Origin of the sequence: Acidithiobacillus sp. AC3 (genome assembly GCF_050261095.1) — a bacterium.
Classification (GTDB): Bacteria; Pseudomonadota; Gammaproteobacteria; order Acidithiobacillales; family Acidithiobacillaceae; genus Igneacidithiobacillus; species Igneacidithiobacillus copahuensis.
In genome coordinates this window covers 1,485,373-1,506,456 of the sequence record NZ_CP189838.1, presented here as the reverse complement: position 1 = coordinate 1,506,456, position 21,084 = coordinate 1,485,373, and the positions used below count along the sequence as shown (strand labels likewise).

General features: G+C 61.1%; 14 protein-coding genes. 10 read left to right on the top strand and 4 right to left on the bottom strand.

The genetic code is table 11. The features are described 5' to 3' along the window. Window positions 1–6 precede the first annotated feature (6 nt). Window positions 7–1,269: an ISNCY family transposase gene (locus ACQAYK_RS07580; protein WP_483167386.1), complete on the bottom strand. Its 1,263-nt coding sequence runs from the start codon at window positions 1,267–1,269 to the stop codon at window positions 7–9. A gap of 182 nt (window positions 1,270–1,451) precedes the next feature. Between ACQAYK_RS07580 and ACQAYK_RS07575 the strand changes: the two genes are divergently transcribed. From ACQAYK_RS07575 to purL, 6 genes are all read left to right on the top strand, one after another. Beyond that, entirely contained in the window at window positions 1,452–2,264 is an 813-nt protein-coding gene (locus ACQAYK_RS07575) for a tetratricopeptide repeat protein (protein ID WP_215872821.1), read from the top strand. Between the two features lie 97 nt (window positions 2,265–2,361). Beyond that, entirely contained in the window at window positions 2,362–3,264 is a 903-nt protein-coding gene (dapA, locus tag ACQAYK_RS07570) for a 4-hydroxy-tetrahydrodipicolinate synthase (protein WP_483167385.1), read from the top strand. Window positions 3,265–3,278: 14 nt separating this feature from the next. Beyond that, window positions 3,279–4,436, top strand: coding sequence for an outer membrane protein assembly factor BamC (locus ACQAYK_RS07565; RefSeq protein ID WP_480082294.1), 1,158 nt, complete (start codon window positions 3,279–3,281; stop codon window positions 4,434–4,436). Beyond that, window positions 4,433–5,740 carry an adenylosuccinate lyase gene (gene purB / locus ACQAYK_RS07560; protein ID WP_480082293.1) on the top strand — a complete coding sequence of 436 codons (1,308 nt, stop codon included), beginning with the start codon at window positions 4,433–4,435 and terminating at the stop codon, window positions 5,738–5,740. The genes ACQAYK_RS07565 and purB overlap by 4 nt, the downstream gene beginning before the upstream one ends. Continuing rightward, complete coding sequence (gene purC, locus ACQAYK_RS07555; RefSeq protein ID WP_215872817.1) at window positions 5,737–6,450, top strand: phosphoribosylaminoimidazolesuccinocarboxamide synthase; 714 nt, start codon at window positions 5,737–5,739, stop codon at window positions 6,448–6,450. The genes purB and purC overlap by 4 nt, the downstream gene beginning before the upstream one ends. 45 nt (window positions 6,451–6,495) lie before the next feature. After that, the gene (purL, locus tag ACQAYK_RS07550) at window positions 6,496–10,353 is read left to right on the top strand and encodes a phosphoribosylformylglycinamidine synthase (RefSeq protein WP_483167384.1); all 3,858 of its coding nucleotides are present in this window, start codon (window positions 6,496–6,498) and stop codon (window positions 10,351–10,353) included. Window positions 10,354–10,377: 24 nt separating this feature from the next. Here the strand turns inward: purL and ACQAYK_RS07545 are convergent, their stop codons facing one another. Next, a complete protein-coding gene (locus ACQAYK_RS07545) occupies window positions 10,378–12,864 on the bottom strand; it encodes a penicillin-binding protein 1A (RefSeq protein ID WP_215872815.1) in 2,487 nt (828 codons plus the stop codon). Between the two features lie 73 nt (window positions 12,865–12,937). Here ACQAYK_RS07545 and gltX point away from each other — a divergent pair, with 73 nt between their 5' ends. Genes gltX through ACQAYK_RS07530 form a run of 3 tightly spaced genes read left to right on the top strand, consistent with a single transcriptional unit; the run spans window position 12,938 to window position 16,228 of the window. Further along, entirely contained in the window at window positions 12,938–14,332 is a 1,395-nt protein-coding gene (gene gltX / locus ACQAYK_RS07540) for a glutamate--tRNA ligase (RefSeq protein ID WP_215872814.1), read from the top strand. Window positions 14,333–14,355: 23 nt separating this feature from the next. Beyond that, window positions 14,356–15,747 (top strand): cysteine--tRNA ligase, encoded by a 1,392-nt coding sequence (gene cysS / locus ACQAYK_RS07535; protein WP_215872813.1) that lies wholly within the window; start codon window positions 14,356–14,358, stop codon window positions 15,745–15,747. After that, on the top strand, window positions 15,722–16,228 hold the full coding sequence (locus ACQAYK_RS07530) for a low molecular weight protein-tyrosine-phosphatase (RefSeq protein WP_215872812.1): 507 nt from the start codon (window positions 15,722–15,724) through the stop codon (window positions 16,226–16,228). Before cysS ends, ACQAYK_RS07530 begins: the two co-directional genes overlap by 26 nt. A gap of 107 nt (window positions 16,229–16,335) precedes the next feature. On the opposite strand, the gene ACQAYK_RS07525 is transcribed toward ACQAYK_RS07530, so the two are convergent. Further along, window positions 16,336–18,804: an Rne/Rng family ribonuclease gene (locus ACQAYK_RS07525; protein ID WP_215872811.1), complete on the bottom strand. Its 2,469-nt coding sequence runs from the start codon at window positions 18,802–18,804 to the stop codon at window positions 16,336–16,338. A gap of 190 nt (window positions 18,805–18,994) precedes the next feature. On the opposite strand from ACQAYK_RS07525, the gene ACQAYK_RS07520 reads away from it, so the two are divergent. Beyond that, the gene (locus tag ACQAYK_RS07520; protein WP_215872810.1) at window positions 18,995–19,939 is read left to right on the top strand and encodes an RluA family pseudouridine synthase; all 945 of its coding nucleotides are present in this window, start codon (window positions 18,995–18,997) and stop codon (window positions 19,937–19,939) included. Window positions 19,940–19,954: 15 nt separating this feature from the next. On the opposite strand, the gene ACQAYK_RS07515 is transcribed toward ACQAYK_RS07520, so the two are convergent. Beyond that, window positions 19,955–21,061, bottom strand: a complete 1,107-nt coding sequence (locus tag ACQAYK_RS07515; RefSeq protein ID WP_226827281.1) for a flavin monoamine oxidase family protein — start codon at window positions 21,059–21,061, stop codon at window positions 19,955–19,957. Window positions 21,062–21,084: the final 23 nt, after the last annotated feature.

The following is a 21,084-nucleotide window of genomic DNA, read 5'->3' as shown; positions in this document are numbered from 1 at the left end:
TTTCTTTCAAGGACAATCTGAGGTGGGGTAACGACGCCAAGGGTGGTCGGCAGCAGGTCGGGATTTTTCGGACCAGCGGCGGGACGCCAGGATCGTGTCGACACGTGCGTTGAGGCCTTTGTCATCGACAGGACGAGGGATTTCCTGGGCGGGATCGAAGACCTTGTAGGGCAAGACTGCCTGGGCGGCTACTAGTTCTACTTGCCCGTTGGCATGGACCACGACATCGACTTTCCGTCCGCGCAGTGCATAACGTGGGGCACCACCGGTCTGGATGATGTAGCGTTGTCTCTGGAAAGACAGCACCAAGTCTTTGGATAGGGTACGGCGGTGGTGGATGGCGCAGATCCGGGCGAGAGTTTCTGGACTTCCATCATAGGGTTGGTGGGCGTCCTCGTCGTCGCATGCCGCCACGGCAAAGCGCGCATTGTGTTGCTGCAGGTACTGGGGGAGCCAAGCGTTGGCGGTATCCTGATCGCTGATACCCTTCAGGCGCAAGGCCTTGACCAGGCGATCCTGAAGCGTTTGGAACAGGCGTTCTACCCGACCTTTGGCCTGTGGGCTCAAGGCCTGGATGGTGGCAATTCCCAAGGCTTCGGTGGCACGCTGAAACTGCGTGGGTTCGTTGTCTTCTGGGTTGTGTTTGGTGAAGATGCTGTGCCGATCGCTGTAGAGCGCCACGGGGCAGCCATGAGTCGTGACGTAGGTCTGTAGGGCGGACAGGTAGGCCTGACTGCTTTCTACCGGCGCAAAACGGGCATACAAGACCCGACTGGTGGCATCGTCAATGAAGGCGATCAGGGTGCAGCGCGGCCCACGGCCTTCGAACCAATCGTGGGGACTGCCATCGATCTGGATCAATTCCCCCAGTCGCGCTCGGCGCGGCCTGGGTGGGTGCAGGCGCGTGCGCCGCTTGCGCTGGGCTTGCCACAGGCCCGCAGCGATCATCCAGCGACGCAGCGTCTCCTTCGATACGGTATAGCCATCTGCGCGCAGATATTCCGCTGCCAAGGTGGGGCCAAAGTCCGCATAGCGTGCCCGCACCTGCGCCAGGATGCCCTCCCGGACCGTCGTCTCTACCCTTCGGTTGGAGGGTCTGCCACGGCGTCGACTGATCAATGCCCGTGCCCCTTCCCGCTCAACCCCGCGCTGCAAGCGCCGAATCTGCCGCTCCGACAAGCCTAATGCCAGCGCTGCCTGCCCCTGACTTCGGCTCCCATCGATCACCTGCTGCAGCACCGCAAACCGCTTGAGCTCCCGCTCGCTCATCTCTATCCGCTCCTGCGTCATTCGTCCTTGCCTCTCTACTCTTCCAGGCGGACATTTCTAACGTGCCGAAAGCGGACATTACTAATTTGCTGCTACACAAAATGTAAAGAACCTTGATTTTACAGCACGCGCAACGCATATTCACGTACACCAAACTTGATGGTTTTTTCGGAGCGTTTACCATGATTCGTCGTACCCTTCTCATCGGCCTTGCGGCCTCCAGTTTTGTGGTGCTTTCCCCTGTAGCGATGGCGGAGCCGACAGCGCCGCAGGTTATCCAGTCCATCCAGAGTGGTCAGTACGCCCAGGCGCAGCAGCAGCTTTCCGAGGTCCTGGCCGCGCATCCCAAATCTGCGCAGGCCCAGTATCTGGAATCGCGTCTACTGGCCAAGGAGGGCAAGTGGCAGGAAGCGTCTACCGCCTTACAGCGCGCCAAGAGCCTCGATCCCAGCCTGTCTTTTGTGCAACCCAAGGTGTTGGCCGGTTTTGAAAAGCAGTTGCAGCAAAAGGTCGGAAAAGCAGCCCCTGCTGCGGCGGCTAGCGAGAAGTCGCATTCCCGCCTGGGCGCTGCCATCGCCTGGTTTCTGGGCTTGATTGCCGTTATCGCCGGCATCTCCTGGTTCCTGCGCCGTCGTCGGCAACAGCAGGCCATGGCCTATCGCCAGATGCAGCCTGGCTTTGGCAATATGGGCGGATTTCCAGGGCAGGGGGGGGCTTACGGTCCGCAGGGGCCCTACGGTCCTGCGGGGTCACCGCAGGGTGGCGGCATCGGCTCCGGTTTGGCCTCGGGTATTGCTACCGGCGTGGGTATTGGCGCAGGTATGGCTGCGGGTAATGCCATCGCCGGTAGTCTCTTCGGCCATCACGATGACCAAAATGGCAGCAACGATGCTGGTCAGAACGATCAGTTTGGCATGACTGACACCTCCTGGGGTGGAGACGATTCGTCTGCGGGGGATTTCGGGATGGGTGGAGACGACGACAGCTGGGTGTGATGATTGCCGCTTGGCAGGCCTCGTCTTGCCAAGCATCATCCCCGACCAGTACCATTCAGCCTTTGCCGGTCTGCGCTGATATGGCTGGAGAGCAGTGATGTTTCACGGAAGTATGGTGGCGTTGATCACGCCAATGAATCCTGGTGGGGCCGTGGATGACCGCGCCTTGCGGGATCTGGTCGAATGGCACATTGCCGAAGGCACGCACGCGATCGTTGCCGTCGGCACGACCGGCGAGTCGGCAACGCTGACGGTGAAGGAGCATGTGGCCGTCATTCGCGCTGTGGTCGAGCAGGTGCGGGGTCGAATTCCCGTGATTGCCGGTACTGGGGCCAATGCCACCGCTGAGGCCATCGAGCTCACTCGTGCTGCCATGGAAGCGCAAGCTGACGCCGCACTCCTGGTCAGTCCCTACTACAACAAGCCGACGCAAGAGGGCCTCTTCCAGCATTACAGCGCTATCGCCGATGCCTGTCATTTTCCCATCATTCTGTACAACGTGCCCGGCCGTACCTCTGGTGATCTCCTCCCGGAGACAGTGGCGCAGCTTGCCGAACGTCCCTGCATCGTCGGAGTGAAAGAGGCCAGTGGCAAAGTCGATCGCGTCGCGGAAATTCTGCATCTCTGTGCTACCCGAAATGCCAGTATCGAGGTCTACAGTGGTGACGACGGCGCAGCCCTCGCAGCGATGGCGATTGGCGCGCGTGGCGTGATCTCTGTCACTGCCAATATCGTGCCGCGGGCTATGGCGCAAATGATGAGTGCCGCCCTGGACGGAGATTTTGCCCGGGCGCGGCGAATCAATGACGCACTGGTACCACTGCATCGCGATCTCTTTGCCGAATCCAATCCGATTCCGGCAAAATGGTTGCTCGCGGACCAGCAGCGCGTAGGCCCCAGCATCCGCCTGCCGCTCACTCCGCTCAGCGAATCCTTGCACGCCCGTTTGCGTGCCGCGCTGGAGTATGCCAGTAACGCCCCTCTTTCTCCCGCCTCATGAGTACGCTTGCACCCATGCGTAAACCGATTGCTCGAAGCCTCGTTGCCGCCACTTTGCTCAGCCTGGGTCTGAGTGGCTGTTCCTACATTCCCTTTTTGAAGACCAATAATGGTCCCCAGTATACCGATGCCAAATTATTGAAGCCGCTGGCGGTGCCTCCAGATCTGCTGGCCTCGGCGCCAGAACCGGGAGTTACCGTGCCTGGCGGTGCGTTGACAGCGGCGGAGGCCGTGCAACAGTCCGGTATGCAAAGCGCGACCACCAGTAATGGCTACGAAGTCTTTCAACCGCGCCTGGCGCCCGGCGAAAGCGCGGTTGCCGAGCCCACGGTTCCAGGCGAGCAGGCGACGCTGGTCGGGCAGGGCAAGGATCTGGCTCTGCGCACCCAGGCCCAGCCCGCGCAGATCTGGTCAGCTGTCCGTGCCGAGTTGGGAAAGCGCAAGATCGGCATCAAGAGTTTCTCATCGGAGAAGAACGAACTGATGACCGACTGGGAGTATCAACGTGGCGGCCTCACCTCGATCTTTGGCAACAGCCTCGGTGCCAACCGGCGGATGCAATATACCTTCCGGCTGCAAGCGCAGGGAGATGGTGCGCAGCTTTTGACCCTTACGCAGCAACGCCAATGGATCAGCCCCACTTCCGAGTCCCTGGACTGGCAGGCGCACGATCCGAATCTGGATGCCAACCGGCATCTGCTGGAGGCGGTGCAAAAGCGTCTCGCGCAATCGGTCGTATTGGCGGAGCTGCCCCCGATCAAGGTGACCCGCTATCGCGACGACCTTGGTCCCTATCTGGTTTTGAATCAGCCGCCGGCCAAGGCGCAGCCTGCCGTCCAGACCGCACTGAACAGCCTGGGTTATCCCGTCCATGCCGAGGCTCTCGGCGTCTGGTCGGTGCAAGTTCGCGGCGGTTCTGAACAGAAGAAATCGGGGGGTATTTTTGGCGGAATGTTCAGCAACGCCTGGCACAGCATCCAGGGTATCTGGGGCGGTGGCAAGCCCTCCAAGCCGCTGTCTGTGCAGGTCAAGTTGCTGGCCATGAAGGACGACAGCGGTAGCGTATTGGAGACCTCTTCCACAGCGCAGGGCGAAGAAGAGAGCAAGGCAGCCGTCAGCGTCCTGGACAAGCTGCAGTCGGCACTGAGTCCAGAGAAAGGAAATACCGCATGATCGAGCGCTACACCCGCCTGGAAATGGGCGCTCTCTGGACGCAGAAGGCCAAGTACGATGCTTGGCTGCAGGTTGAACTGGCCGCCTGTCGCGCTTTGGCGGCAAAGGGCGAGATCCCCGCAGAGGCCCTGGCTGAAATCGAGGGTAAGGCACAGTTTGATGTCGAGCGTATCGACGTCATCGAAAAAGAGGTCAAGCACGATGTGATCGCGTTCCTGACCTCGGTCGCCGAGTTTGTTGGTCCCTCCAGCCGCTTCATCCACAAGGGACTCACCTCTTCTGACGTGGTGGATACCGGCTTCGCCCTGCAGTTGCGCGCTGCCGGCAAGCTCTTGCTGGCTGGCCTGCAGCGTCTTGATCAGGCACTGGTACGGCTGGCGTGGAAGTATAAAAACACGGTGATGATTGGCCGCTCCCATGGGATTCACGCCGAACCGGTTACCTTTGGGCTCAAAGTGGCAGTGTGGCGGGCGGAGGCACAACGCAATCTGCAGCGCCTGGAGCGCGCCATTGCCGCAGTGTCGGTGGGGATGTTGTCAGGGGCGGTGGGTACCTTTGCCAATATCTCCCCAGACATCGAAGAAGCCGTCTGCAAAGAGCTCGATCTGCAACCCGAGGCGGCCAGTACGCAGGTGATTTCTCGCGATCGTCATGCTGAATTTTTCAACACCTTAGCCCTGATTGGCGGCTCTGTCGAGAAGATCGCCGTCGAGATTCGGCATCTCCAGCGCACCGAGGTCCTGGAGGCGGAGGAGCCCTTTACCGCGGGGCAGAAGGGCAGTTCGGCAATGCCGCACAAGCGCAACCCGATCCTCTCCGAAAACCTCACTGGACTGGCGCGACTGCTGCGTGGTTACGCCGGGATGGCGCTGGAAGACATTGCTCTCTGGCATGAGCGGGACATTTCGCACTCCAGTGTGGAGCGCGTCATTGGTCCGGATGCCTGCATCGTTCTCGATTTCGTGCTGCATCGTGCTAGCGGACTGCTCGAGGGCTTGGTCGTCTACCCCGAGCGGATGCGCGAAAACCTTGAAAAAATGCATGGCCTGATTTTCTCCCAGCGCGTGTTGCTGGCGCTGACGGAGAAGGGGATGCTGCGGGAGGATGCCTACCGCGTGGTGCAACGCAATGCCATGCGGGTCTGGCAGGAGGGCCAAGATTTTCAGGCCCTTCTGGCGGCCGACCCGGAGATTCAGCGCTATCTCAGCGCTGCCGGACTTGGCGAGCTTTTTGATCTTGCCTACCACACCAAAGAGATCGACAGGGTCTTCGCGCGGGTGTTTCCGGAAGGCCGACCCGCATGAGCGATCGTGAAAAACTGTACGAGGGCAAGGCCAAGATCGTCTACATGGGCGAAAATCCCGACGAGTTGATCCTCCATTTCAAGGACGATACCTCCGCCTTCGATGGGGAAAAGCTCGCGCAGTTGGCGCAGAAGGGCGAGGTGAACAACGCCTTCAACGCCTTCATCATGGAATATCTGCAGCAGGCGGGGGTACCCACCCATTTTCTGCGTCGGTCTGGCGCGCGTGAGTCGGTGGTACAACGCCTGGAAATGATCCCAGTGGAGTGTGTCATCCGCAATCGCGCCGCAGGTTCCCTTTGTCGTCGTCTCGGGATCGAGGAAGGACGCATTCTGGAGCCGCCGGTGCTGGAATTTTTCCTCAAGAGCGATGCCCTGCACGACCCCATGATCAATCACTCGCATATTCGCAGTTTTGGCTGGGCAAGCGAGGACGAGATCGCGGCGATGACCCGCTGGACGGAACGGGTGAACGTCCTGCTGCTTGCGCTTTTCGCTCGTGCCGGCCTGATTCTGGTGGATTTCAAGCTCGAATTCGGGCGTTATCACGGTGCGCTGCGTCTGGGCGATGAGTTCAGCCCCGATGGTTGCCGCCTTTGGGATGCCCAGAGCCTCGAAAAAATGGACAAGGACCGCTTCCGTCGCGATCTTGGTGGGGTGGTCGAGGCCTATATCGAAGTGGCACGTCGCATTGGTGTCCCTCTCGCCTAGGCGCTACAGAATCATCCAATTCCTCAGGTCTGCCGGGAGATTGCCGTGACCTTCGCCATCCATCGCGGGGCTCGGGCCCTGTCTGTTTTTCGTGCCCAACGCATCCTGCAGCGGCTTCATGCCGAGGGACTTGCCGTTTGTGGTCTCGCCGCGCGCTATGTGCATCTGCTCGATTGGGAGCAAGCCCCCAGTAACGAAGAGCAAGAACGTGCCGAGGCTTTGTTGGGTTATGGCGAGCCCTGGATAGGCAAGGGTGGCGCGATGGAGATTGCTGTGGTGCCCCGCCTGGGCACGGTTTCTCCCTGGTCGAGCAAGGCTACGGAAATCGCCCAGGTTTGTGGTCTGGGCAATCTGCGACGCATCGAACGCGGTATTGCTTACTATGTAGACCATGATCAAAGCCTGCTGCCGCCAGAACGGGAGAGGCTGCTGGCGCTTCTGCACGACCCCTTGACCGAGTCGGTGCTGGAAGACTGGCAGGCCGCCGATGTCGTTTTTGTGCATCCGCAGCCGCGTCCCCTGCGCCGCGTTCCTTTCCTGCGGGAGGGCCTGCCGGCCCTTCTCGCCGTCAACGAGGAACTGGGGCTTGCCCTCTCGGCTGCGGAAATCGATTACTTGGCGCAGCTTTTTCGCGACTTGCAACGCGATCCGAGTGATGCCGAACTGATGATGTTTGCCCAGGCGAATTCGGAGCACTGCCGGCACAAGGTCTTCAATGCGCAATTCCGTCTGGATGATCGGGAACAAAGTCAGACCTTGTTCGGTATGATCCGTTCTACGCATCGAGCCCATCCGCAAGGCACACTCTCGGCGTATCATGACAACGCCGCTGTGATCGAAGCCTATGCGCCAAGCCACTATTTTTGCGCCGGCAGTGATGGGAACTACCAAAGTCACAACGAAAATTTGGGTATTCTGATCAAGGTCGAGACCCATAATCATCCAACCGCCATCTCTCCCTTTCCCGGTGCGGCGACGGGTAGTGGTGGAGAAATCCGGGACGAGGGCGCGACGGGCCGCGGTGGTAAGGCAAAGATGGGGCTCTGTGGCTTTTCCGTATCGCAACTGCGTATCCCCGGCTACGAGCAGGCTTGGGAACAAGAGTTTTACGGGCGTCCCCAGCGCATCCGTTCTGCCCTGGAAATCATGCTCGAAGGGCCGATCGGCGCGGCGGCCTTCAATAATGAGTTCGGGCGTGCCAGTGTGGCTGGCTATTTTCGCGTTTTTGAAGGCGAGCAAGGCGGACGCCACTGGGGCTATCACAAGCCCATCATGCTCGCGGGTGGCATCGGTCAAATTCGGCCGACTTTGATTCAGAAACTGCCCTTGCCCGTCGGGGCCAAGGTTCTGGTGCTTGGCGGCCCTGCCATGCTCATTGGCCTGGGGGGCGGCGCGGCTTCCAGTGTGGCGAGTGGCAAGGGGGAAGAGAACCTGGATTTTGCCTCGGTACAGCGTGGCAACCCGGAGATGCAACGGCGCGCCCAGGAGGTGATCGAGCGTTGTATTGCCCTGGGAGAGGAATCGCCCATTCTTTCCATTCATGATGTTGGCGCTGGCGGCCTGTCCAATGCCTTGCCCGAACTTCTGCACGATGGTGGGCGGGGAGGCACCTTGCAACTGCGCGCCGTGCCCAATGACGACGCGGCGATGTCGCCCATGGAGATCTGGTGCAACGAGGCGCAGGAGCGCTACGTTTTGGCGGTGGCCGCCGATCGCTTGGCGGAGTTCCTCGCCCTCTGCCAGCGGGAGCGCTGCCCGGTCGCCGTGCTCGGTACAGCGGAAGAGGGTGACTATCTGCGGGTGGAAGATGAGCTATTCCGGGATTTGCCTGTGGAGATGTCCCTCGACGCCCTGCTGGGTTGCCCGCCGCGCATGCTGCGGGACGCACATAGCGTGCCCATGCGCACGCAAGCTCTCCAGATCCCGGACAAGGATCTGCGTGATCTTGCCTACGCCGTGCTTCGCCACCCCTCGGTTGCCAGTAAGGAATTTCTCGTCACCATTGGCGATCGCAGTGTCGGTGGCCTGATCGCCCGCGATCAGATGGTCGGTCCCTGGCAGGTACCGGTAGCCGATTGCGCCGTCTCTGCCGCCGACTTTTGGCAATTTCACGGTGAGGCGATGGCCTTGGGTGAACGCGGGCCGGTGGCGGTGCTCGATGCGCCGGCAAGCGGTCGTCTGGCCCTGGCGGAAGCGTTGACGAATCTCTTTGCCGCTGATGTGCAGGAATTGGGGCAGATCAAGCTCTCCGCCAACTGGATGGCGGCGGTCAATGTCGCCGGTGAAGACGCGCGTTTGTTCGAAACCGTGCGCAGTGTGGCGGAAGAACTCTGCTCGGCACTGGAGTTGAGCATTCCCGTTGGCAAAGATTCCCTATCGATGCAGACGGTCTGGCAGGAGGGCGATGTCCAGAAATCGGTGACCGGGCCACTGAGTCTGATCATTACAGCGGTTGCGCCGGTGGCGAATGTTGCCGCCACCTGGACCCCACAGTTGCAGGATCTCGCAGACACAGAGCTCTGGCTGCTGGACCTCGGACGTGGTCGACTGGGGGCGTCCATTCTGGCGCAGATTTTGGGACAACTGGGTGCGGAATCTGCCGATCTCGATGCGCCCTTGCTGTTGCGGGCGGCCTTTGCGTTGCTGCGCAAGTTGCGACAGGAAGGTGTCGTTCTGGCGTATCACGACCGTTCCGATGGTGGCCTCTGGGCCAGTGTCTGTGAAATGTCCTTCGCTGGCCGGCGTGGCGTAGATATCGTCATCCCTGTAGATGTGGAGTGCATGGGCTTTCTCTTTGCCGAAGAGCCCGGCTTTTTGCTCCAGATCCGTCGTGCGGACGCGAAGGTGCTGCAGAGTCTGGTTGCTGCGGCAGGGCTGGAATCCCGCTTGCATTGCCTTGGGCCAGTGACGGTGGATTGGCGGTTGCGTATCCTGCAGGATGGCGCAGCCTTGCTGGATGAGGCGGGTAGCGAATTGCTGGCAGCCTGGGCGGAAACCAGTAATCGCCTGCAGTCCTTGCGTGATGATCCCGATTGCGCAGGCGAGGCCTATGCGCATGGCACGGCCCTGCGTCCCAGTCTGTTCAGTAATTGGCGGGAGGATCAGCGTCCCAGCTTTCCCACGCCAGAGATCGGCGCGGCAAAGCCGCGCGTGGCGATTCTGCGCGAGGAGGGGGTCAACGGCCAGGTGGAGATGGCCGCGGCCTTTGCGCGCAGCGGCTTCACCGCCGTCGACGTCCACATGAGCGATTTGCTGGCCGGTCGTGACGATATCCGCAATTATCCGGTATTTGCCGCCTGCGGCGGCTTTTCCTATGGTGACGTATTGGGGGCCGGTGCCGGCTGGGCCAAGTCGATCCTCTACCACGAAGCTCTGCGCTTGCAGTTTGCCGGCTACTTTGCCGACTCGACCCGCTTGGCGCTAGGGGTCTGCAATGGCTGCCAGATGCTGGCAGAGTTGCGCGAGTTGATTCCCGGAACGGAATATTGGCCAAGCTTTCGGCGCAATCGTTCGGAGCAGTTCGAGGCGCGTCTGGCCATGGTGGAAGTGTTGGCTTCTCCCTCACCCCTCTTTGCGGGACTGGCGGGTCTGCAAGCGCCAATCGTCGTGGCGCACGGGGAGGGGCGAGCGATATTCCACGACCCAGAGCAGGTCTCTCAGGCGCCGGTGACGATGCGCTACATCGATGCCAACGGGCAGGTGGCTACCCGCTATCCGGTCAATCCCAATGGATCGCCGCAGGGAATTACTGGCTTGTGTTCCAGCACCGGACGGGCAAGCATCCTCATGCCGCACCCGGAACGGGTGGTGCGAACGGTGCAAATGAGCTGGCACCCCGCCGATTGGCAGGCCGACACCCCCTGGCTGGAGATTTTCCGCAACGCCTACCGCAGCGTATCCTGATGAATCGCTGCGGCAGGCCGTCTCTTAGAACAGGTTTTTAATCGTTTCAATCAGCTTGCTGCTCTCACTACTGTTGGTGCTCGCCGTCGCGGAAGTGACGCTGGCCACCGGTGGGTATCCCGTCAGGTAGTCAGATACGCCAATGGGGCTGGCGAAGCTTTCTGTTGCACCGGAAACCGTGCTTGGCCGGGGAAAAGGCAGATCCGGAGTTTTGCTGAGCGCCGTCTTCATGTAGTGAATCCAGATCGGCAATGCCTCCCGCGCCCCGGCGGCCCAGCGTCCCATGCTGTGGTTATCGTCATAGCCCACCCAGACACTGGTGGTAATCTGCGGGCTGAAGCCGTTGAACCAGGCATTGTTTTCGTTGTTGGTCGTACCCGTTTTGCCGGCGATATCGTGGCGTCCCAGGCTTTGGGCGGCAACGCCAGTACCGATCTTGATCACCTGTTGCATCATTTCGGTCATCAGGTAGGCAACGCCGGTCGGGATCGCTGGCTCGCTCGGTGGCGCTTCGTAGCCCATTGGGCAACCGAGTAACGATACCTGAGTACCGTTACTCTTGACGATTTTGCGGATCAGATAGGGCTTGACCAGGTACCCGCCATTGGAGAACACCGCGTAGCCGCGCGCCATCTGAATCGGAGCGAAATCCCCGGATCCCAGCACCATCGAGGGTACCGACGGAATCTGTTTTGCGGGAAAGCCAAAACGCTGCACGTACTGCACCGCGTAAGGGATGCCAACGTCCATCAGAATCCGCACGCTCGGAACATTGTGCGAGTATGCGAGGTTTGACCATACCGGAATCGGGGTATTGGAGAATTGATTGCTGTAGTTGGTTGGGCTATAGACCTGGCCGGAGGGCAGGGTAATGGATAGTGGGGTATCCGGGATCAAGGTCTGCGGCGTCATGTAGCTACTGTTGCCGGAGGCGAGCAGCGCCGGTGCGTCCATGGCAGCGGCATAGACGAAGGGCTTGAAGCCAGAACCCGGTTGCCGATAGGCAAACACCGCGCGGTTGAAATGACTCAGCTCGTAACTGAAGCCGCCACTCATGGCGAGGATCGCCCCGGTATGGCTATCGAGGCTGACGATGGCGCCCTGTACCTTGGGAATCTGGGTCAATTGCCATCCCGCATCTGGGCCAGCGGAGGACCAAACGTTCGCACCCCATTCCTGTCCGGCACCGGCGGTTACCGCCGTTACGTAGGGTCTCACCCAGACCAGGTCCCCATGCTGCAGGACCGCATCCACCGCTCGCGGCTTTGGCCCGCCCGGGCGGGAGCGTGCCCAGGCGACGTCACGCAGGGTGAGAGTAATGGTTTTTTTGCCCTCTAGAGACAGCTCCGCGCTTTTGGCCGAGCTGGCGATGACCACAGCCCATTTCAGATTGGCGGGATCGTGCGGGGGAAGCGCCTCTGGGCGCTTGCCGGCCAAGGCCGCCTGGTAGTCTGCGCCGTGCAGGCGAGTGATGGGACCGCGAAAGGTTTTCGGATCCAGACTGGTGAGGCCCATGTCGTAATTTTCCAGGCCGATTTCCAACGCCCGGTTGGCTGCCTGCTGATCTTGCGGATCGATACTGGTGTAGACCTTGAGCCCCGAACGATAGGTGAAATCTGTGCCGAACTCCTGGCTGAGCCAGTTGGCGATCCAGTCCGTCACATACGGCGCAGTATTGGAGGCCGACTCATGGTAGCGAGATAAAATGGGTTCCTGCTCGGCGGCATCCATCTCCGCGCGAGTGATATAGCCGCGCGCATGCATGCGACGCAACACATAATCGCGACGCTTGCTGGCCAGTTTGGGATTGACCACCGGGTTCAGGTAGGAAGGTGCGGGCGGCAGTCCGGCAATGGTTGCCATCTCGCCCAGGGTGAGCTGATCGATGCGCTTGCCAAAATAGGTCTCGGCTGCTGCCTCCACCCCATAGGCGCCCTGACCGAGGTAGATTTTATTCAGGTATAGTTCGAGGATCTGGGCATGGGTGAAGTGCTGCGCCAGCTTGTAGGCAAGCAGAATCTCCGCAACCTTGCGGGTGATGGTCTTTTGCGGGGTCAGATAAAAATTGCGGGCGACCTGCTCGGGAATGGTGCTGGCCCCTTGCACCGGCGCCATATGTGTCAGATCGACAAAGGCGGCGCGCAGGATCCCGGGTAGGCTGACTGGGTAGTAGAGTGGATTGCTGCTGTAGAAGTGGGAGTTTTCGGCGGCAATGAAGGCGTCCTGCAGTTTTGTGGGGATCTGGCTCAGGGGCAGGGCATAGCGCATCTGTGGGCCGACCACCTGCAACAGGCTGCCATTGGCGGCATAGATACGCAGTGGCTCATCTGGATGCCATTCCTTCAGCTCGTGCACGGGCGGTAAAGTTGCCCAGATCCGGTAGGTAAAAATAGCCGCACCGATGAAGAGGTTGGCGAAAATCAACAGCACGATCAGAAATACCCAGCGACCCACGTGACGTTTTCTGCGTGGCGCAGTCTTGCTCGCCCCAGAAGAATTTCCTTTGCCCATGTACCTTCCCTATTTTCCTTGCTGACAGGCCCTGTCGATTGCGACAGGGCCTTTGGCCTTCTATGATATCACGATGATTTTTACGAGTCGCTTCGCACCGAGTCCCACGGGTCACATTCACCTGGGCAATGCCCGCACCGCGTTGTTTGCCTTCTGGGCGGCACGTCAGAGTGGCGGCCGCTTCATTGTCCGCATGGAAGATACCGATCAGGCCCGCTCTCCGGCCGAACTGGCCAGAGTCCTGCTCGAGGATCTCCGTTGGTTGGGGCTGGGCTGGGACGAGGGTCCAGACTGCGGCGGCCCGCATGGACCGTATGCGCAGATGGAGCGCTTACCAGTGTACGACGATCTGCTGCAGAGACTTGTCGATACTGGGCACGCCTATCCCTGTTTCTGCACGGCGGACGAGCTGAGTGCCGAGCGGGATGCGCAGCGTGCGGCAGGAAAGGCGCCGCGCTACTCAGGTCGCTGTCGGGCGCTTTCCGCTGCGGAGGTAGCGCGGCGTCTGGAAGGGGGGGAGGAAGCTACGCTGCGTTTCGCCGTGCCGTGCTCGGGCACTCTGTCCGTGGATGACCTCGTCTGGGGAGAGCGAAGCTATGACTTGGCGGACCTGGGCGATTTTGTTCTACGGCGCAGTGATGGCAGTCCGTCCTTTTTCTTTGCCAACGCCGTCGATGATGCCCTGATGGGAGTGAATCTGGTGTTGCGCGGCGAGGATCATCTCAGTAACACGCCGCGGCAGATTCTGATCCTGCAGGCACTCGGGCTGCCGGTACCACAATATGGACATCTGCCGCTGCTGCAGGGTAGTGATGGCCAACCCCTGTCGAAGCGCAATGGCGCGGCCAGCCTGCGCGAGCTGCGCAGCGCGGGTTATCTGCCTGCGGCCCTGCGCAATTATCTCGGTCAGCTTGGTCACCACTACCCCGCCACCCACTGGCGCAGCGATGCGGAGCTGATTGCGGAGTTTTCTCTGGCGCGCATCGGCCGCGCACCGGCCCATTTCGATCGGGAGCAACTGCAGTATTGGCAGGAACAGGCGTTGCAGCACCTAGGGCTCGACGAGCTCGTCGCCTGGCTGCGCCCACACCTGACTCTGGTCCCGGATGCGCAGATCAGCGGCTTTGTCGCTGCCATCCGTGGTAATATGCTTTTGCCTGCGGATGCCGTCGCCTGGGCAGAAGCCTGTTTTCACCCGCTTGGGCGCAGCGAGAAGGTGCGGGCAGAACTGGCGGAAAACGGTGCAGAATTCTGGCAACAGGCGCAGACGTGCTATAAGGAGCAGCCCGATGACTTCCGTGCCTGGACCCGTCAGCTCGCTCAACAGAGTGGACGCAAGGGACGTGCCCTGTTCCATCCCCTGCGTCTGGCCCTCACCGGCCGGGAGCAAGGCCCAGAGCTGGCACAGCTATTGTCCTTCATCCCCCCCGAGGAAGTGCTGCGTCGCCTGGCACCTATTTTCTCCTGAACGCAAACGGATTCGAGAACGTCATGCCCAAAGCACTCCCTGTTCTACACCTCCACGACAGTCTGCAGCGAGAAAAGGTTGTTTTCACGCCCTTGCAGTCTGGCACGGCGAGCCTCTACGTCTGTGGGATGACCGTCTACGATTATTGTCACTTGGGTCATGCCCGCGCCATGGTCACCTTCGATACCTGGTCACGCATTCTCCGCTACTGGGGCCTGGAAACTCGCTATGTGCGCAACATTACGGATGTCGACGACAAGATCATCCACCGGGCAGCAGAGCGGCAGGAGCCAATCACGGCGCTCACCGAGCGGTTCATCGTGGCGATGCACGAAGATGAGGCGGCACTGGGGTGCCTGCCACCGGATCTTGAACCACGTGCCACGCAGCATATCCCGGGCATGCAGGCCCTGATTGCCACCCTCATCGACAAGGGCCACGCTTATGTTGCCGAGAATGGCGACGTCTATTACGCGGTACGCAGCTTTCCCGGGTATGGCAAACTCTCCGGGCGCAGCCTCGACGAACTGCAGGTAGGTGCCCGCATCGAGCCGGATGAACGGAAGCGGGATCCTTTGGACTTTGCGTTGTGGAAGGCAGCCAAACCCGGCGAGCCGGCCTGGGCATCGCCGTGGGGGGAAGGGCGCCCAGGCTGGCATATCGAATGTTCCGCGATGTCAACCGAGGCCTTGGGCTGTGCCTTCGACATTCATGGGGGTGGCCTCGATCTGCAGTTTCCGCATCACGAAAACGAGATCGCGCAGTCGCAGGGTGCCGGCTGTGCCTTCGCGCACTACTGGCTGCACAACGGGCATATTCGCGTGCGCGACGAAAAGATGTCGAAATCATTGGGAAATTTCGTGACGGTACGCGATCTGATCCCCATCTATGGCGGCGAAGCCCTGCGCTTTTTTATTCTCAGCAGCCATTACCGTAGTCCACTGCAGTATAGTGACGATGCCTTGGCCGCGGCACAAAATTCCCTTGTACGACTGTATACGACGCTGCGGGGATTGCCCCCCCACGAGCTGGTGCCGGAGCTCGGTGCAGATTGGGAGGCGCGATTCGTCGCTGCGTTGGCCGATGATGCCAATACGCCTGGGGCCCTGGCCGTACTTTTCGAGTTGGCGCGGGAAATCAACCGGCTGCGCGAGCAGGGCAGCGAACTGGCATCGCCCCTGGGTACGCTCCTGCGTCATCTCGGCGGAATTCTCGGCCTCCTGCAGCAGGATCCCGAGCGCTTCTTTCAGGGCGAGGACGAAGACGCCGACTGGATCGAGGCCAAACTCGCGGAGCGGCAGACTGCGCGGGTACAGCGCAATTTCGCCCATGCCGATGCCATCCGTGCAGATCTGGAAGCGGCGGGGATCGTCATCGAGGACAGCGCGAGTGGCAGTACCTGGCGGCGGCGTTGAGGACATGAAGATCCTGTTGGTATGTTTGGGAAATATCTGCCGCTCGCCGATGGCGGAGGGAGTCTTTCGTCAGCTCGCAGAGCAGCGCGGCCTGGATTGGCAGATCGACTCGGCGGGGACAGCGGATTACCACGTCGGTGAGGCACCGGACCGACGCGCGCAACGGGCCAGCGCCGAGGTCGGTATCGCCATCGAAAATCTCCGGGGCCGCCAGGTAGAGAAGTCCGACTTTACCCGCTTCGACTGGATACTGGCCCTGGACCGCGCGAACCTGCGCGCGCTCCAGTCCCTTGCCCCAGCCGGGCATTCTGCCAGGCTTGGACTACTCCTCGATCCCTTTCTCGAGGGCCGGGAGCCGGAAGAGGTTGCTGATCCCTACTGGGGGGAGATGGAAGATTTTCGCGCTTGCCGAGCGCAGATTGAGCAAGCCGCGGAAAAATTTTTTGCGCGGACGGGCCGATTGCAGAAAAATCCTAGCTGAACAGCGAAGGTTCTGCTGCCGACCCTACACCCCCATGCCGTTTGTCACCGTCTCGGCCGGGCAGCGCTTTCGTGAAATGCATTTGCCCGGTGAATAGCATTGGGGGGTCAGTCGCCTCCGAGAAGATCACCCTGACCCTTGAGCAGGTCATTTTCGTCGCCCGCTGGCCGATCCTCCGTAGCGCCTGCCGCCTCGCCAACCACCTCCAGCGCTGCGGGTTCCGCAACCTCCAGATCGGAAATTTGGTTCGTATCCCCAGTCGTTACCGGAGCTGCATCCTCACTGCTTGCCTGCGGCGTAGCGGACGTCTCTTCTTCCGAGAGTGGTTCTGGCAGATCCCTATTGGCGCTATCTCCACTGCCTAGCGCAGGCGTGTCTGTCGGGACAACATCATCGGCGTTGGCATTGACATCCCATTCGGCACTCGCATTTTCGGAATCCGCGTCAACGGATTCTGCCGATGGCGAATTGTTGCTGGGTACAGGATCGAATGCTCCGACCTCGTGGGCTACTTCCAATCGCTCGGCGGGCGCTTCTCCATGTACTTGGCTCGCGACGGCACTGGCGGGGACCAGTAACTGGTGCCAGTCGTCGGCTGCGGGTACCAGACCGGGGTAGCGAAGCTCCTCGTCGACCATGCCACCCTCCGCGGGGGGCAGGATCACTGGGCTGGACTCTGGTTCTTCTTCGAGTTCGTCGTCTACCGCATTGGCCTCGCCGCCGTGCTGGCGTCGCGCTCGCGCCCGCCGACCGCCCCGGCGCCGGCGGCGCCCCCCGGCGCGACTGCCGTCGTCCGGGCTCTCGCTATCGTTGGCGACCTTTTCGCCATTGTCGGTACTTTCGGCCGCGCCGGTATAGGCGGCGAAAGTTTCGGCATCCATCGGTACGTAGCGGGAGACCAGGGCGCGGACGAGACGCGCAAGAATTCCTTCTTCGCGCGGTGCAGGGGCGGCCGGCTTGGCCTTGGCTGTCGGTAGGCGTGGCGGTGGCAGCTCGTCCGGTGGCGGTGGCGCGGTGAGGGGGGTGATTGCCGCACTGCTGTTTGCCGTCGCCTTGCTCGGACGCTGTGGCACCGCACTGACGCGACTCTCGACGGGGCGCTCGGGGCTGGCTTCGCCCTTGATGCGCTGGATCTCGTAGTGCGGTGTCACCAGAGCCGGATTGGGGATAATGTTGAGGCGCACCCCACTGCGTGCCTCGAGTTCGAGGATCGCCTGCCGCTTTTCATTGAGCAGATAGACAGCGACATCGATCGGTACCTGGCACTCCACTTCGCTGCAATTGCGCTTGAGGGCTTCTTCGTGCAGCAGGCGCAGCACATGCATGGCGGTGCCCTCGCAGCCGCGGATCTGGCCGGTGCCGCGGCAACGTGGGCAAGGTTCGTAGGTGGCTTCGTCCAGACTCGCACCCAGCCGTTGGCGTGACATCTCCAGCAGTCCAAAGCGGGAGATACGGCCCACCTGCACCCGCGCCCGATCGATTTTCAGGGCCTCGCGGATGCGGGTTTCGACCTCGCGCTGATGTTTGGGCGATTCCATGTCGATGAAATCAACGACGATCAGCCCTCCCAGGTCGCGCAGGCGAATCTGCCGGGCGATTTCATCCGCTGCCTCCAGATTGGTCTGGAAGGCGGTTTCGGCGATATCCTGCCCCTTGGTGGACTTGCCGGAGTTGATGTCGATGGCGACCAGCGCTTCGGTGTGGTCGATGACAATGGCGCCGCCCGATTCCAGGCGTACCTCGCGGCTGAAGGCCGACTCGATCTGCTGTTCGATCTGGTAACGGCTGAAAAGTGGTATATCGTTTTCGTAGAATTTGAGGCGGGAAAGCATGCGCGGCATCATTCCGCGCATGAATTGCTGTGCCGCCTCAAAGGCCGACGCCTCGTCGATCAGGACTTCGCCGATGTCCTCGGAAAAGTGATCGCGCAGAGCGCGCACCACCACATTGCCTTCTTGGTAGATGAGGAAGGGGGCAGGCTGCTCGGCAGCCGCCGCCAGAATCGCCTGCCAGATCTGCTTGAGATATTCCAGATCGCGTTGCAGCGCCTCGAAATCCTGGCCAATCCCGGCCGTGCGGGCAATCACCCCCATGTCTTCCGGAATGTCCAGCATTTGCAGGTGCTGACGGATCTGGGCCCGGTCGTCCCCCTCGATGCGCCGCGACACACCACCCGCTCGGGGATTGTTGGGCATCAATACCAGGTAACGGCCCGCCAGGCTGACGAAGGTGGTCAATGCCGCGCCCTTGTTTGAGCGCTCCTCTTTGTCGACCTGGACGATGACTTCCTGACCTTCGCGCACCAGTTCCTGGATGCGCTTGCGGCCGGATTCCTGTTTTTGAAAATATTCGCGGGAGATTTCTTTGAGGGGCAGAAAGCCGTGCCGTTCGGCGCCATAATCGACAAAAGCGGCCTCGAGGCTGGGCTCGATGCGGGTGATTTTCCCTTTGTATACATTGCTTTTTTTCTGCTCACGGAAGGCGTGTTCCAGATGCAGATCGAGCAGTTTCTGTCCATCTACGAGCGCCACCCGCAGCTCTTCTGCATGGGTGGCATTGATCAACATTCTTTTCATTACTGTCTTCTCCGGCGCTCAAACCCACAATGGGGAGCGCAACGTATTGCATGAACTGGGCGGCACATACGGTCGCAGCCGATGATTGTACCTGTATCTTCGACCGGTGCACTCTCACTGCAGCGCGGCCTACGTCGCAATATATGACAGATGAGAATAGAATCGCAAACCTTGGCGATGGAGTTGGCAGATGGCAGAAAGCGGGGTCCGCTACCTGGAGATCGGAGAAGCAGAGGCGGGGCAGCGGCTGGACAATTTTTTGTTGCGCGTGATGAAAGGGGTGCCGCGCTCCCATGTCTACAAAATCCTGCGCAGTGGCGAGGTGCGGGTGAACAAGGGGCGGGCCAAGGCGCAATATCATCTGGCGCCGGGTGACCAGGTGCGCGTCCCACCGCTGCGCCAGGCCGACCCCAGTCCTGCGCCCCAGGTTTCGTCCTGGCTCGCCGATGATCTACGCCAGCGCATTCTCTATGAGGATGACCGGCTGCTCGTCCTGGACAAACCCAGTGGCCTGGCCGTACATGGCGGTTCGGGGATCGCCTGGGGAGTCATCGAGGCACTGCGCAGTCTGCGTCCGGAACTGCGCGAGTTGGAACTGGTGCATCGTCTGGATCGGGAGACCTCCGGTTGCCTGCTGCTGGCCAAGCGCCGCTCGGCGCTGCGCCAACTGCATGCTGATCTGCGCGAGTCTGCCTTTCAGAAACGCTATCTGGGTCTGGCATGGGGGAAATGGGTGGGGGGAGAGCGTCGCGTCGATCTGCCTCTGCGCAAAAATACCCTGCGCTCGGGCGAACGGATGGTGCGGGTAGATCAGCAGGAAGGTAAGGCCGCCGCCACGCGCTTCACCCCTCTGCAAAGGTTGTCCGACTGTACTCTGGTGGAGGCCGAGCTCGAGACCGGCCGCACGCACCAGATCCGCGTGCATTTGCAAGCCCTGGGTCACCCCCTGCTGGGGGACGAAAAATATGGCGATGCGAACGCCAACGCCCGCTTTCGCGAGCGCGGGCTGCGGCGGCTTTTTCTACATGCAAGCCTGTTGGCGTTCCCTCATCCACGGGATGAACGCATGATTCGCGTCGAGGCGCCATTACCGGCAGAACTTGCGACGCTGCTGGATTCCCTGGCTGGCGCATAGGGCTCGTAAGCCAGTTCAGGTCTTTTGTCGTAATAGCTGGCCAACGCCGAGCGCGGCCGCTTCGACAGCGCCGGCAACATAGCCCGGAAACTGGGGTGACCATTCGCTGGCAATGCCAGTGAGTCGTCCCCGCCAAGGACCTTCTGCCGCCGAGGAAGGTGGGGCCGAACCATGCTGAGCGACCTCACTCTGGTCCGCCTCAGTCGCCGTCCAGGAATCGGCGGCCCAGTCCTTGAGAAAGTCCGCCCGCGGCGTTGCCGCCCGCTCTCCGAACAGTCGCGCAAACTGCGCGCGGCAGTGCAACCGGAGAGTTTCCTCGGGGATTCCCTTGCGAAGCGCGGCGGGCAAGGCGAAAAACCCGAACAAGGCCGCACTGCCACCCGGCATGGACGCATCGTGCATTTCACCGAGGGGTCCACAAGCGCTACGCGCCTCTCCGGACAAACCCTGCGCGCGCCAGAATGGCTCGTCGTAGACGGCAAGATACTTGGCATGGGGCGCCATCCAGGTGGGGGTGGCTCTCCAGGCCTGCAGCAGCGGCCCCGGCAACTCGGGGAGGAAGTCGATGGTGGTCGCCGCCAGGCGCGGTGGTACGGCCAGAAGTAGTGATTCCACGCGGAAAGTGAGGGCCTGTTGCGCCGCCTCGACGTCCAGTTCGACATGCTGACCCTCGCTGCGTATGCGCTGTACGCGATGATTCAGCAAAAGCTTGTGCGCTGGCAATGTCCGCCGCACAGCGTCGATCAATGCGCCCATGCCTCCGACCAGCCGCATCGACGGCGGCGTGTAGGTGTAGCCAGGCATCCACTCCGCTGCGCCGTGGGGCGTGCGCTCGACAAGCATGCTTCCCTTTTCATATTGCGCGAAACGTTCCAGACCCAGACTCTGGATCAGGCGGTCGAGTTGTGCCTGGTAGTCGGGCCAGAACCATGTTGGGCCGAGGTCGAAGCGATCCAGTGCTGAACTTTCGGTAATGCTGGGCGTCGTGGCGATCCGTCCGCCCCAACCCTCGCGCGCTTCCAGGAGCACATAATCGTGTATGCCCTTTTGCTCCAGTAGATAGGCTGCATAGAGTCCCGCCAGCCCGCCACCGACGATGGCGATACGCGCAGTCAGCATCATTTGGCCTCGCTCGAGGCTTCGCG